Genomic DNA, 13,006 nt, shown 5'->3' with positions numbered 1-13,006 from the left:
AAAATGACAAAAAGAAAATAGAAAGAATTTTATAAGGATAAAAAAAAGGGACTTTAAGTCCCTTTTGAGTTATGCTTTCTTTTTTGCAAACTTACCTTTCTTTTTTGTGTCAGGTTGATTTTCAATTATTTCTAATGTTTCAGTGTAAGTAAGACTTTCAGCTTCTTTTCCTTTAGGGATTTTGAAGTTGTTTTTTCCAAACTTGATATAAGGTCCCCATCTTCCGTTCAGGACTTGGATTTCTGTATTTTCATCAAAAGTTTTGATATGCTTTTTATCATCAGCTTCGCGTTTGTCCTCAATGAGTTTGATGGCCTCATCCTCCGTAATGGTCATCGGGTCTTGTTCTTTTCCAAGTGATACAAACTTTTCATCATGCCTGAGATAAGGGCCAAATTTACCTACAGCGGCAATGATCTTTTTATCTTCAAAATATCCCACTTCTCTCGGCAATTTGAAAAGTTCCAAAGCCTCCTCAAGGGTAATATTCTCGATAAACTGCCCCTTCTTCATACTTGCAAACTGCTTCTGATCATCATCTTGGTCACCTATCTGGACCAATGGCCCAAATCTTCCAAGTCTCGCAAATACAGATTTTCCCGATTTGGGGTCTTTGCCCAATTCACGTGCACTGTTAATATCAGCACGGGCGACATTGGCAGTTTCTTCAACCCTAAGGTGGAATTTACTATAAAATCCCTCGATCATGTCCTCCCAATTCTGTCCTCCATGGGCTATATCATCGAATTCTTTTTCAACTTTGGCAGTAAAGGAAAAGTCGATGACATTGGGAAAATGCTCTACAAGGAAATCATTGACCACCATAGCAATGTTGGTTGGGAAAAGCTTGTTCTTATCCGCCCCCGTTATTTCTTTTTTGGTTTCTTTTGAAAATTGACCTTGGACAACTTTCATTTCAACGTAGTTTCTATCGGTTCCTTCACGGGATTCCTTAGCTACATAATCTCTCTTTTGGATCGTAGAAATGGTAGGAGCATAAGTAGAAGGCCTTCCTATTCCCATTTCTTCTAATTTTTTCACCAGAGAAGCTTCCGTATACCTTGGGGCAGGTCTGGAGAAAGTTTCTCTACCCTTCATTTCCTCCAAATCCAGATTTTGACCGATATTTACAGGAGGGATCAAACCTTTATTGCCATTTTCTTCATCCTCAGGTTCGTCGTCAGTATCTTCAAGATACACTTTCAGGAATCCCTCAAATTTGATCACCTCGCCGGAAGCTATCAATTTCTCATTGGTCGAAGAAATTCCGATAGTTACAATTGTTCTTTCCAGCTGTGCATCTGCCATTTGGGAAGCTATGGCACGCTTCCAAATCAACTCATACAGACGCTGTTCGTTTCTGTCTCCGTTGACCTCACTTTTGGAAAAATCAGTGGGTCTGATAGCTTCATGAGCTTCCTGAGCACTTTCGGATTTTGTGGTAAACTTTCGTGGCTGATGAAATTCAGGACCGTAAGATGCATTGATTTCATTTTTTGCCGCAGTGATAGCGTCCTCAGAAAGGTTTACACTATCTGTACGCATATAGGTAATCTTTCCTGCTTCATAGAGCTTTTGAGCCACAGACATGGTCTGAGCAACTGAAAAACTCAATTTCCTACTTGCTTCCTGTTGAAGAGTCGAAGTTGTAAAAGGTGGTGCGGGAGATTTTTTTGCAGGTTTTTTCTCAAGGTTTTCAATCGTAAAATCCGCAGAAAGGCATTTCTTTAAAAACTCCTCTGCTTCAGCCTGAGTATCAAATTTTTTGGGGAGTTCTGCAGAAAGCCTTTTGCCTTTGACGTCAAATATTGCTGTGATTTTATAAGAGGATTTCGATTTGAATTTTTCAATTTCCCTTTCTCTCTCCACTATCAGCCTAACAGCAACAGATTGAACCCGGCCTGCAGAAAGTCCTGCTTTTATTTTTTTCCAAAGAATAGGGGATAGTTCAAAACCCACCAATCTATCAAGGATTCTGCGCGCTTGTTGCGCATTGACAAGGTCTATATCGATTTTCCTTGGATTATCTATTGCTTTGAGGATTGCATTTTTTGTGATTTCCCTAAAAACAATTCTCTTTGTTTGGTCATCTTTCAAATTCAAAACTTCCTTAAGATGCCAAGAAATGGCTTCCCCCTCGCGGTCATCGTCACTTGCTAGATAGATTGTCTCTGCATCCTTAACCAAACTTTTTAGCTGCTTGATAACATCTTTTTTGTCAGGGGTAACTTCGTAGGTCGGTTTAAACTTGTTCTTAACATCAATAGCATGATCTCCTTTAGGCAAATCACGGACATGACCATAACTGGAGGCAACCTTAAAATCCTTACCGAGATAACCTTCGATGGTTTTCGCTTTGGCAGGTGACTCTACTATTACTAAATTTTTTGACATAAGTATGTTGCTTTTAAAGATTGGTTCGCTTCTTTAGCTATCCAATTAAAATCCTAAAAATAGACTGCAATATATTCCTATCCAAATAAAGGGGAGCATCATCTTTTTAATTGATCCGATTTTAGCCATTTTTACGGGTACTTAAAATCAATTAAATGGCACCACAAAAATTTTTATTTGTCCTAAGGCATGGTGATGCCGAACCTGGAATCGGACATCTCGGGGACCTTCGCCGACCACTTTCGGAAAAAGGAAAAATGAGAATTAATCAGCTTTCAAATATGCTAAAAGGTAGGGGGGTGGCTTTTGACTTTATTTTGGTAAGTCCTTCTGCGAGAACTTCTGAGACTGTAGAAATAATAACAAAACATGTTTATGCTAAAGAAATATCGGTCGAAGACGAAATCTATGAAGCAGAAACCATGGACCTTTTGGACCTGATAAACCAAACCGGGAGAAAAATTGAGAAGTTACTTTTGGTGGGCCATAATCCCGCATTGAGCTCCTTGGTTTCCTATATTACCGGAATAGATTCGATTAATTTGCTTCCTGGAATGCTTTCAATTATCGAAATTCAGGTTGAGGATTGGGATCAGGTTGGTGGTGAAACAGGGGTTCTTAGAGAAACAATTTAATATTACTTGTCTCAATCTTTCCGGTTTCAACTTCTGAATTCTTCTTTTACCCCAAAAATCATTTTTAGACTTTAGGGCATTTGTAGAAATACAATAGGTTCATTCACTTTTGGATTTAAATTAATGAACATGTCCACATCCTGATAATTCTTTCAAAGAAAAATTTGAATGACATGTTCAATTTAAAAAAAAATCGCTTTTCTCAGGAAAAGCGATTTTTTGTAAATAAGACAATTTTGAGGACTATTTCTTAAGATCCCCTTTTACTTCATCCATGATTTTTTCTAGGTCTTTTGCATCAAGATTTTTATCCTTAGAGTGGAAGGAAATCAGTTTGGCAAATGATCCGCTGAAATAACCTGCAAGTAGGTTTTTAATTGAAAAGCTTCTGTATTCGTCTTTCGAAACTATCGGAAAATACTCATGTGATTTTCCGTAAGCTTTGTGATTGACAAATCCTTTTCTTTCCAAAATCCTTACGATAGTGGATACCGTATTGTAAGCTGGTTTTGGTTCGGACATTTTTTCCAGGATATCTTTGACGAATCCTCTCTCGATATCCCACAGAATCTGCATGATCTGTTCTTCTGCACGGGTTAGTTCTCTCATAATGTGTTTAAGTTTAAATTCGTTTCCAACTTATCCATTTAGTTTCTTAATTCCAAGGAAAGGAATTAAATCTTTTTTCAAGATTTAATATTTTTTTTTAGGTAGGTTTTCGGTTATGGTTCAAGTGATAGATAAGTTAAAAAAAATCATTTAAAAATTATAAAAAACAAATATCTATATTTCAATATAGAATATACAGATACAAAATAAAAAAACCTCCATTTGGAGGTTTTTTGAGATGAAATATAAATATTCCAATTAAATTGTTCGTAGCTTAATGATTCCTGATGCATGAAGTAACTTCACAATAGGATAGGTGGGGTCAAATTCATACCATTTAACTGCGAAATTGGGTCGGTTAGGTAATTTATGGTGATTGTTTTGAAACAATTCTCCAAGCATCAAAATATCAAGCAATAAACTGTTTTTAGATTTGTCGTTGTTGTCAAAGTTAGAATACCCATACTTGTGGCCACTCCAGTTCACAATTGCTCCGTGAACAGGTCCCATCATAAAGTGTATTGGCAATAAAAAGTACATCCACCAATGGGTACCTGCCAGTTCGAATACAGATATACTCAAAACATAAACCAAAACGTAGAATACACCCCAAGCTAACCTTACAGCCATTGTGTCTGCAAACAAATCAAATTTATTCCAATCAGGTACATCCTTAGAAAATCTCTCTTCAGGCTTCAGTTTGAAGCTGAAGTAATCATTATAGATATTCTTTGTTTTCCACATCATTGTAAATAAGTTCTCTGTATGATGGGGACTATGTGGATCTTTTGGAGTGTCACTGTACGCGTGATGCATTCTGTGCAGAATCGCATAAGCTCTCGGCGACAGATAGGAACTTCCCTGACAAACCCAGGTAAAGAAATAGAAAAACTTTTCCCAGTATTTGTTCATAGAAAACATCTGATGGGCAGCGTATCTATGCAAGAAGAAACTTTGGCAAAACAAAGAGAAGTACCAATGAAGGAGGAAGAAAACAATCAATATCACTGTTTCGGGATTAAGAATTAATTACTGATTGCAAAGATATACCCATAAATCAAAATTTTAAATCAAAGTTGTAGGAACGGAAATTTTATTTAAAATATTTTCATTTCGGAATAATAATAAACCGATACCAATGCTCATTTGTTTTTTTGCTTTGAGTTTGTGGCTAACATATTGGAATGAAAAATAAAAATACTCAATTGAATCAACTATTCTTAATATATCATTTATATGGCGTATAGGAAACCATTATAAACCCAGAATGAAATGGCACAGGTAAAAAATTTGAACCATAAAATCCAATTCTTAAATTTAAAAAATTTTAAATTCCATTCCGATGAGCAAATCCAATGATGCTTCATACATTATTATTCAGCTGATTTTGGGGGCTGTTTCAGTTTTGATTGTCCAATACATACTTCCCGGAGTAGAGGTAGATGGTTTTTTTACAGCTTTTGTCGTTGCAGCTTTACTGACGTTATTGAACCTGACTATTAAGCCAATTTTGATTTTTTTGACTATTCCAATCACGATTTTGACACTTGGACTTTTCCTGCTCGGAATTAACGCAATTCTGATTTTATTGGCAGCTGAGATTATACCAGGTTTTTCCGTTGATGGATTTTGGTGGGCTTTATTGTTTAGCTTGATACTCAGTATTGTCAATTCCATTTTGGGAGTAAATCTTGGAGGAAAAAGAGGGAATTAAAAATCATGATTGAGGGAGGGTTTGATCTCCATTTCTTAGGTAAATCACTTTATCGCCGTTGTGGTTTTTGAAATAATGTAATTGGTTTGATTTTTTGACATGAACAAGCAAAACCATTTTTTCGATTTCAATTTTATTTTGGTCTATTTCAATGTTTTCCAAGATTTCATATTGAAGCGAATGAATAGGTGGATCACAAAATTCTCTTGCCGCTTTTTCAATCATAAAAATTTCCTCCTCGGGATCTATTCCAATTATTAGCCTTTTATCGGATACCCCTATCACAAGAGTACCTCCTTCCGAATTTGAAAATGCAACAAGAGTTTTTGCTATTTTTTGTGCTGAAGTGATGGATTGCTTAAAATCCATAGAAATGCCTTCTTTTGATTTCAGAAGGGTTTTTAAAAATTCTTCGTTTTTTTTTGGTAACAACATTTTTTTTTAATGTAAATACTTGTATTTTAATTAATTAAATTAAAAAAGTGTTTATTCTTTGCTCAAAATGCTTTTAAGTTAACAGAAAGCATTGTATGTTGTCTCCAATTCTACCAACTTTTATCCTATGAAATATAAAAATGAAGGTTTTGCACCTGAAACGATTGAAGCTTTGAAAAAAGAACTTGAAGCCTCAAAAAAAAGCTTCAAGATTGTTCCCGGAGAGGATAATTCCGAGGAATTTGTAAATTTTTACTTCATTGGCATGCACGAAGGTAAAGAAGTAATTTATGACGCAGCCTTATATACATTAAGACTTCACCATGCTTCCGAGGTTTATGAACTTGCCGAACATGAAGCGGCGAAGAAATTTTCTAATTTTAAAGGAATCCATTATGAAGAGGATGAAAATGGAAACCTCAAACCGTTAAGTAGCGAGGAGGAAGAGATAGGGTGGTTTATGACTGAAATCATTATGGATATTGAAGAAGATGAATCTGTAAAAGTCCAGGAATTTGTCGATGTAGATATGAATCACGACTATGGAATTGGTTTGGACGCTGCTCTAAATGTGGATGATATAAATGAAAAGGTGATTACGAAATTTATCAAAGAATTTAATGATGATACTTTGGTTTTGGATGATACACTTTATGCTTTCCAATCCGAAGAAGAGGATGTGGATGATTGAATTGTGATGCTTTTCCAAACCATTTCTCAAAGCGCTTGTTACACAACAAGCGTTTTTTTATGTTATGCTTAAAATTGCCTGGTCTCCTATATACTGCCATCCGCTTCCCGAGGGTCACCGCTTCCCTATGGAAAAATATAATATCCTGCCCGAGCAACTCTTATATGAGGGTACGGTAAAGTCAAGCAATTTTTTTTCTCCGCAAAAATTGGAAGAAAAATGGATAGTAAACACACATAGCCCTTCCTTCTTTGGAAAGTTAACTAGCCTCAATCTCAATAAGTCTGAAATCAGGAAAACGGGGTTTCCCCTAAGCCATGAATTGATTGATAGAGAAATCCATATTATGCATGGCTCAGTACAGGCTTCCTTATTTGCGCTTGAATATGGAATAGCAATGAACATTGCCGGAGGTACACACCATGCATTTGCAGATAGAGGGGAGGGATTTTGCTTGTTGAACGACATTGCCATTGCTTCAAATTTTCTTCTGGAAAATGGATTAAGGAAAAAAATCCTTGTTGTGGATTTGGATGTGCACCAAGGAAACGGCACTGCAAGTATTTTCGAAAAACTCCCCTCGGTATTCACCTTTAGCATGCATGGTGCTTCAAACTATCCCATGCACAAAGAAAAATCTGACCTTGACATTCCTTTGCCTGACAAAACCAATGATGGACAGTATCTGAAAATTTTAAAAGAGACCTTACCTCGGTTGATAGAAACATTTCAGCCTGACTTCATCATGTACCAATGCGGGGTGGATGTCTTGGCATCAGATAAATTGGGAAGATTGGCATTGACAATAGCAGGCTGTAAGGAAAGAGATAAAACAGTGTTGGAACTTGCCAGGCGTCATAGCATACCAATAATGTGTTGTATGGGAGGTGGATATTCTGAAAAATTGAGTCTCATTATCGAAGCACACGCCAATACCTACAGACTTGCACAAGATCTATATTTCTAAGAAGATGAAAAAATTAAAAAGAAAATGGCTTATCTATTCAGTAAGCGGAATTTTATTCATGGGAGCTGGATTGAGTGTTTTGGGTGAAGCTGCAATCGCCAAAGCATTTGAAAAAGGATTCATGAATTGGTTTTTGCTCGGAACATTGGGATTGTTGTTGTTTTTTGCAGGATTATCAGTTTTTGGTCAGGGAGTAGTTTACAAATCTATTTTGGACCAAAAGAAAAATGACTTTAACGGAAATTAACAATTGTCACTTTAAATAAAATTTGCAAAAAAGATACTTTGTTTATATTTGCGCCAATTAGAAAAAAGACAATCGTGAAAAGAACAGCAAAATTAATAGTCTTGGCAGGTATTTCAGCTTTGACTTTTTCCTCGTGTGACCAAGCCGGTAAAAGCACAGAAGGAACGGCATCGACCGAAACAAGTGAGTCAGTAAGTGTTGCGGACCTAAAGGTGGCCTATGTATTGACAGACAGTGTGATCGCGAGATACACCTATTTCAAAGAAAAATCAGGTGAAATCACCCAAAAAGGAAAAAATTTCGAAAGTGAATTGGGATCAAGAGCAAAAGGATTTGAACAGGAAGTTGCAAACTTCCAACAAACGGCTCAAGCTATGACTCCAAACCAAGCGAGAGCCAAGCAGGACGAATTGGTCAAGAAAGAACAAAACCTGATGACTTACAGAGACAATATCATGCAGGAGTTGTCAGGAGATGAAGCAAAATTATACAGTGACGTTTACGATCAGATTCAGGTATATTTAACTGAATATGCGGAAGCGAACAACTTGGAAATGATATTGTCCTATACCCGTGGTGGAGCTATTTGGTATTCAAATAAAGCCTTGGATATTACCGATATTGTGGTAGAAGGTATCAACAAGAAATACGAAGCATCTAAGACTCCGGCAGCCACCAAGTAATTACTCAGTGGATGGTGAAAAGCCCGGCATATCTTGTCGGGCTTTTTTTATGTCTATTAAATTGGTACTTTTGCACCGAAAAATTCAACAACCAATTATGAAAATCACAGAATTTTTAAAACATAATTTCAGACACTTCAATGCAGCTGCTCTAATAGATGCTGCTGAAGGTTACAAAACCCACTTGGATAACAACGGCAAGATGATGGTAACCTTAGCAGGAGCCATGTCCACTGCCGAATTGGGAATATCACTTGCCGAAATGATCCGTCAAGATAAAATCCAGATTATTTCCTGTACAGGAGCCAATTTGGAAGAAGATGTTTTCAACCTTGTTGCCCATGATTATTATGAGAGAATTCCAAATTACAGGGAATTATCCCCTGAACAAGAACAAGATTTATTAAACCGACACATGAATAGGGTAACCGACACCTGCATTCCTGAGATGGAGGCCATGAGAAGGATTGAAAATGTGATTTTGGAAGAGTGGGTCAAAGCAGATCAGGCAGGAGAAAGTTATTTTCCACATGAATTTTTCTACAAAATCCTTCTATCAGGTAAGCTAGAGTCAAGTTATCAAATAGATCCTAAAAATTCATGGCTCTTGGAAGCCGCTAAAAAGAACCTTCCTATCATCGTACCTGGATGGGAGGATTCAACGCTCGCCAATATGTTTGCAGGTCATGTAATCTCAGGTGATGTGAAGAATGTGCATACGGTAAGGACCGGTATTGAATACATGATGTTTCTTGCAGAATGGTACACCCAAAACGCAAAAGATGAAAGTACCGTAGGATTTTTTCAAATTGGCGGGGGAATTGCTGGTGATTTTCCAATATGTGTCGTTCCGATGCTTCACCAGGATTTACAAAGAGATAATGTACCACTTTGGGGATATTTCTGTCAGATTTCAGATTCTACGACTTCTTACGGATCTTATTCCGGTGCAGTGCCAAATGAAAAGATAACCTGGGGCAAACTTGGACTTGATACACCAAAATATATCATTGAATCAGATGCGACGATTGTTGCTCCCCTGATTTTCGCCATTGTCCTTGACCAATAAAATGAATTCAGAAAATTTAAGTAGTTATTTAAAAGCAAGCGGATTTTTCCTGCTTGCTTTTTTCCTTTTTTCGGCAGTAACCGGACAGGAAATCATCCCGATCAAATCATTGAATTCCCCATATGATGAGCAAAATCCGGTTTTCTCTTCCAATGGTGAACTCTTTTTTACTGTAGGTTTTAATCCTCAAAATACCGGTGGACCTATTGATTTTGGAGATATTTGGTATAGTAAGCCGGACAATAAGGGTGAATGGCAAATTCCCCAAAAAGTTTCAGACTTGTCAACAAATGGTTTAGATGTATTGGTGGGTTTTTCGGATGCACTTACTGCTATGGTCTATCATAGTGGTCAAAATGGAAAAAAGCAGGGAATACACCTTTATTCAAGATTTGGCAGCTCTTGGAATTACCTTCGTCCCCTGGAAATGGGTAATTTTAAGAACAATGGGACACATTTCAGTGGCCGACTTTCTTTGGATGGAAATGTTCTCATCATGTCAATGAATTCTTTTGGGAGCTTTGGAAATGAAGATATTTATGTGAGTTTCAAGCAATCCGAAGGGGTTTGGTCCTCTCCGCTAAATGTAGGTTCACAGGTAAACACTTTTGCTCAGGAACATAGCCCGTACCTTTCTGATGACCTTCAAACGCTTTATTTTTCATCAAACTTCCAGGAAAACAGGAGGGGAAAAGATATTTATTATTCCCAAAGGTCAGGCTCATCATGGGATAGTTGGACTGTCCCTACACCAATTGGGTTTACCAATACTCAAGGCTCGGAAATGGGCTATGTGAAATTTCCTGGAGAGAACAATGCGATTTTTACAAGTACCCAAAACAGTGAGGGTTTCGGAGACTTTTTTATTGTCAAATTCCAAACCATACAACCATTGATTGTTCAGGTAGAAACCGCAATCACCGAAATACCCCAACCTTTGGAAAATGAGGATCTACCAAAAATAGAAAATAGCATCGCATCGGAAATAAAGGATACATTAAAAATTGAAAAAGTCACTGTCCTTCAGGTAATCCCTGAGGTAAGGATTGATTCGGTTTCAAAAATTGTAGAAACCATTCCTGAAGAAACCATTATTGAAACTCCAATTTCCACTTCAAACCGTAATTGGAATGAAGTAAAAATCCTGGATGCTCAAACCCAAAGTCCAATAGGCTATAAGATCGAAATAAGTAACGAAAGGGGTATAAAAAGAGAAATACCAAACCAGAATCAACTTTGGAATGAATTGGAGGATCCACAATGGGTCAATCTTTCTATCAGTTCCAAAGGATTTATTCCACAACTATTGGATAAAAACAGCTGGATTGAATCAGAAGGAAAAGAAATTTTGCTCAAACCTGCAGTTGCAGGAACTGCGATAATCTTAGAAAATATTCAGTTCAATAGAGGGACATCAGATTTTGCAGATGCAAAATCCATCCAGGTTTTAGATGACTTTGTCTTGTTTTTAAAAGAAAATCCTGAAATCAAAATCAGATTGGAGGGACATACCGACAATGCGGGTGATCCGTCCCTGAACAAAGACTTGTCAATGAAAAGGGCTTCAAAAATCAGAGCCTACCTCACGATCAATGGAATTGAATTTGAAAGAATCAGAACATCCGGATGGGGCGGAACTCGACCGATTGCAGATAACAACACTGAGGAAGGAAGAACAAAAAACAGAAGAGTGGAAATGTTGATAGAAAATTAGTAAAACAAAATTCATCAATTTAATATAATGGGTATAAAATATTGTTTTTCAACATTTTATACCCATTTTTTCTGTATGTCAAGATGAATTTATAAAGAATAGTCTTTTCTATTTTATTTCAATTCAAAACAAAAAACAAAAATTCAGGTATGGCATAGTGAATATAATCTAAAGGGATTATATTAGTATATACCCAAATTAACCGATGATAGAAAAAAAGAAATTAACCTTAAAGGATATTGCAAAGGAACTTGGAATATCTGTTTCTACAGCTTCACGGGCGTTGAAAGAACATCCTGATATAGCCAAAGAAACAATAAAGGCTGTGAAGGAATATGCGGAGGCGCACCACTATGTCCCCAACTTTTTAGCGGTTAATTTTAGAAAAAGCAGGACTTTTAATATCGGATTGATAGTACCGGAATTGGTTCACCATTTTTTTTCTACAGTAATCAGTGGAGCCATAGATGAGGCAAAAAAGTATGGATATAATGTTTTGGTAAGTCAATCCAATGATTTGTTGAAGGACGAAAAAGTAGCGTGTCGGACAATGTTATCATCGAGCGTCGACGGTCTCTTGATTTCAATATCCAATGAAACTTTGGAAGGGGAGCATTTACAAGATTTTCTTTCTGAGGGAAAACCGGTGGTTCAATTTGATAAAATCACGGATCATCTTAATACCCCAAAAGTTACAGTAGATGATTTTGAAGGAGCTTATAATGCAGTCAATCATTTGATAAAGCAAGGATATAAGAAAATTGCACACATCCGGGGGAGAAAAAATGTAAAAAATGCCAATGAAAGATATGAAGGATATCTCAAAGCATTGAAAGACCACCATGTTGAGATTACTGAAAATTGGGTCAAATCCTGTTCAGCAATCAGTGAGAATGAGGGGTATGATTTTGCAAAAGAAATGATGGAATCAGCAAATCCCCCCGATTCGTTTTTTTGTATTACCGATTTGGTGGCTTTGGGTGTCATCAGATACCTTAAAGAGGCAAAGTATGAGATCCCGTATCAAATTGGAGTAATGGGCTTTAGTAATTGGAAACTGGCGGAAGTTGTCAGCCCTGGATTGAGTTCTGTAGACCAACATGGATATGATATGGGTATCAAAGCAATGAAGTTGCTTATAGAATTGATCCAAAACCAAGATTGTGAAAATGAGGAAACAATAGAACTTAAAACCAAACTGGTTATCAGAGATTCTTCTTTAAAAAAAGACTTTATAAAATAATCCCTTAACATTTTCATAAAGTTATTTTAATAATTTGTTCATCTGATTGATTTGAATGCTATATTTGTGTATTCAAAATACAGTTTATGGAGACTTTCTTCACCTTAGCCTTATTGACCGTCATCTATGGCTTGTTTTTTTTATCTATCTATCCAGAAAAGTATCTCAGAAAAATCAGTCACATTTACAACCACAAAAACTTTCCTGAATACAGTAAGTTTTCTTTGAGCGCTCCTATATTCTTTTCTTTTTTGATGGGATATTCTTTGGCTGCAACTATGGTTTTTATTTTTATAAGTTAAAATCAAAAAAGGTTCAATAAGAAACCTGAATTGAAAGTTTTGATTTTTTTAAATTGATAACACTATTTTTATGGGTTAAGTAATTTAAAGAAATTCAATTTAGGGTTTTCATCGCTTCTTTATTTTGAAGTAAAAGTGTAATGATGCTAACGGACCATTCGCAAAAAGTCAGTCTAGTTTAATTCAAAAAGTATTTTAAAAATGCTGATACAATCATCTTGGAGTCGTCCATTTTTAACTTTAAAATAGTTGTAGATTTGGTTTGCCTGATGATTATTATTTAAATTAGAAAAATACAAATTG

The 13,006-nt window shown here is 36.4% G+C and carries 14 protein-coding genes; 10 read left to right on the top strand and 4 right to left on the bottom strand.

Features of this window, described 5'->3' with window-relative positions; all coding sequences use genetic code 11:
- Positions 1–69: 69 nt before the first annotated feature.
- Positions 70–2,394 carry a type I DNA topoisomerase gene (gene topA, locus NK987_RS17850; RefSeq protein WP_259264965.1) on the bottom strand — a complete coding sequence of 775 codons (2,325 nt, stop codon included), beginning with the start codon at positions 2,392–2,394 and terminating at the stop codon, positions 70–72.
- A gap of 155 nt (positions 2,395–2,549) precedes the next feature.
- On the opposite strand from topA, the gene NK987_RS17845 reads away from it, so the two are divergent.
- Positions 2,550–3,029, top strand: a complete 480-nt coding sequence (locus tag NK987_RS17845) for a SixA phosphatase family protein (RefSeq protein ID WP_259264964.1) — start codon at positions 2,550–2,552, stop codon at positions 3,027–3,029.
- A gap of 243 nt (positions 3,030–3,272) precedes the next feature.
- Here NK987_RS17845 and NK987_RS17840 read toward each other — a convergent pair whose 3' ends face one another.
- Both NK987_RS17840 and NK987_RS17835 read right to left on the bottom strand, forming a co-directional pair.
- Positions 3,273–3,638: a BlaI/MecI/CopY family transcriptional regulator gene (locus NK987_RS17840; protein ID WP_259264963.1), complete on the bottom strand. Its 366-nt coding sequence runs from the start codon at positions 3,636–3,638 to the stop codon at positions 3,273–3,275.
- A gap of 258 nt (positions 3,639–3,896) precedes the next feature.
- Positions 3,897–4,646 (bottom strand): acyl-CoA desaturase, encoded by a 750-nt coding sequence (locus NK987_RS17835; protein WP_258423665.1) that lies wholly within the window; start codon positions 4,644–4,646, stop codon positions 3,897–3,899.
- Positions 4,647–4,980: 334 nt separating this feature from the next.
- On the opposite strand from NK987_RS17835, the gene NK987_RS17830 reads away from it, so the two are divergent.
- Entirely contained in the window at positions 4,981–5,352 is a 372-nt protein-coding gene (locus NK987_RS17830; RefSeq protein ID WP_259264962.1) for a phage holin family protein, read from the top strand.
- 3 nt (positions 5,353–5,355) lie between these two features.
- On the opposite strand, the gene NK987_RS17825 is transcribed toward NK987_RS17830, so the two are convergent.
- On the bottom strand, positions 5,356–5,787 hold the full coding sequence (locus tag NK987_RS17825; protein WP_259264961.1) for an AlbA family DNA-binding domain-containing protein: 432 nt from the start codon (positions 5,785–5,787) through the stop codon (positions 5,356–5,358).
- A gap of 127 nt (positions 5,788–5,914) precedes the next feature.
- On the opposite strand from NK987_RS17825, the gene NK987_RS17820 reads away from it, so the two are divergent.
- The 8 genes from NK987_RS17820 (at position 5,915) to NK987_RS17785 (ending at position 12,703) form a co-directional block, all read left to right on the top strand.
- The gene (locus NK987_RS17820; protein WP_258423662.1) at positions 5,915–6,478 is read left to right on the top strand and encodes a hypothetical protein; all 564 of its coding nucleotides are present in this window, start codon (positions 5,915–5,917) and stop codon (positions 6,476–6,478) included.
- Positions 6,479–6,542: 64 nt separating this feature from the next.
- Positions 6,543–7,445, top strand: a complete 903-nt coding sequence (locus NK987_RS17815) for a histone deacetylase family protein (RefSeq protein ID WP_259264960.1) — start codon at positions 6,543–6,545, stop codon at positions 7,443–7,445.
- A gap of 4 nt (positions 7,446–7,449) precedes the next feature.
- Complete coding sequence (locus tag NK987_RS17810) at positions 7,450–7,692, top strand: hypothetical protein (protein WP_259264959.1); 243 nt, start codon at positions 7,450–7,452, stop codon at positions 7,690–7,692.
- Between the two features lie 74 nt (positions 7,693–7,766).
- Complete coding sequence (locus NK987_RS17805; protein ID WP_258423659.1) at positions 7,767–8,375, top strand: OmpH/Skp family outer membrane protein; 609 nt, start codon at positions 7,767–7,769, stop codon at positions 8,373–8,375.
- 97 nt (positions 8,376–8,472) lie between these two features.
- Positions 8,473–9,444 carry a deoxyhypusine synthase family protein gene (locus tag NK987_RS17800; protein WP_258423658.1) on the top strand — a complete coding sequence of 324 codons (972 nt, stop codon included), beginning with the start codon at positions 8,473–8,475 and terminating at the stop codon, positions 9,442–9,444.
- Between the two features lies 1 nt (position 9,445).
- The gene (locus tag NK987_RS17795; RefSeq protein WP_259264958.1) at positions 9,446–11,158 is read left to right on the top strand and encodes an OmpA family protein; all 1,713 of its coding nucleotides are present in this window, start codon (positions 9,446–9,448) and stop codon (positions 11,156–11,158) included.
- Between the two features lie 205 nt (positions 11,159–11,363).
- Positions 11,364–12,401 carry a LacI family DNA-binding transcriptional regulator gene (locus NK987_RS17790; RefSeq protein WP_258423656.1) on the top strand — a complete coding sequence of 346 codons (1,038 nt, stop codon included), beginning with the start codon at positions 11,364–11,366 and terminating at the stop codon, positions 12,399–12,401.
- An 86-nt stretch (positions 12,402–12,487) separates the two neighbouring features.
- Positions 12,488–12,703: a hypothetical protein gene (locus NK987_RS17785; RefSeq protein ID WP_258423655.1), complete on the top strand. Its 216-nt coding sequence runs from the start codon at positions 12,488–12,490 to the stop codon at positions 12,701–12,703.
- Positions 12,704–13,006 lie beyond the last annotated feature (303 nt).

It is taken from the genome of Aquiflexum gelatinilyticum, assembly GCF_024813435.1.
Lineage (GTDB): Bacteria > Bacteroidota > Bacteroidia > Cytophagales > Cyclobacteriaceae > Cognataquiflexum > Cognataquiflexum gelatinilyticum.
This window is presented reverse-complemented; position numbering and strand designations above follow the sequence as displayed.

What these genes read in the sequence shown, in the direction of transcription:
- topA (WP_259264965.1), bottom strand. Translation starts at nt 2,394, where the DNA reads ATGTCAAAAAATTTAGTAATAGTAGAGTCACCTGCCAAAGCGAAAACC.
- NK987_RS17845 (WP_259264964.1), top strand. Translation starts at nt 2,550, where the DNA reads ATGGCACCACAAAAATTTTTATTTGTCCTAAGGCATGGTGATGCCGAA.
- NK987_RS17840 (WP_259264963.1), bottom strand. Translation starts at nt 3,638, where the DNA reads ATGAGAGAACTAACCCGTGCAGAAGAACAGATCATGCAGATTCTGTGG.
- NK987_RS17830 (WP_259264962.1), top strand. Translation starts at nt 4,981, where the DNA reads ATGAGCAAATCCAATGATGCTTCATACATTATTATTCAGCTGATTTTG.
- NK987_RS17825 (WP_259264961.1), bottom strand. Translation starts at nt 5,787, where the DNA reads ATGTTGTTACCAAAAAAAAACGAAGAATTTTTAAAAACCCTTCTGAAA.
- NK987_RS17820 (WP_258423662.1), top strand. Translation starts at nt 5,915, where the DNA reads ATGAAATATAAAAATGAAGGTTTTGCACCTGAAACGATTGAAGCTTTG.
- NK987_RS17815 (WP_259264960.1), top strand. Translation starts at nt 6,543, where the DNA reads ATGCTTAAAATTGCCTGGTCTCCTATATACTGCCATCCGCTTCCCGAG.
- NK987_RS17810 (WP_259264959.1), top strand. Translation starts at nt 7,450, where the DNA reads ATGAAAAAATTAAAAAGAAAATGGCTTATCTATTCAGTAAGCGGAATT.
- NK987_RS17800 (WP_258423658.1), top strand. Translation starts at nt 8,473, where the DNA reads ATGAAAATCACAGAATTTTTAAAACATAATTTCAGACACTTCAATGCA.
- NK987_RS17795 (WP_259264958.1), top strand. Translation starts at nt 9,446, where the DNA reads ATGAATTCAGAAAATTTAAGTAGTTATTTAAAAGCAAGCGGATTTTTC.
- NK987_RS17790 (WP_258423656.1), top strand. Translation starts at nt 11,364, where the DNA reads ATGATAGAAAAAAAGAAATTAACCTTAAAGGATATTGCAAAGGAACTT.
- NK987_RS17785 (WP_258423655.1), top strand. Translation starts at nt 12,488, where the DNA reads ATGGAGACTTTCTTCACCTTAGCCTTATTGACCGTCATCTATGGCTTG.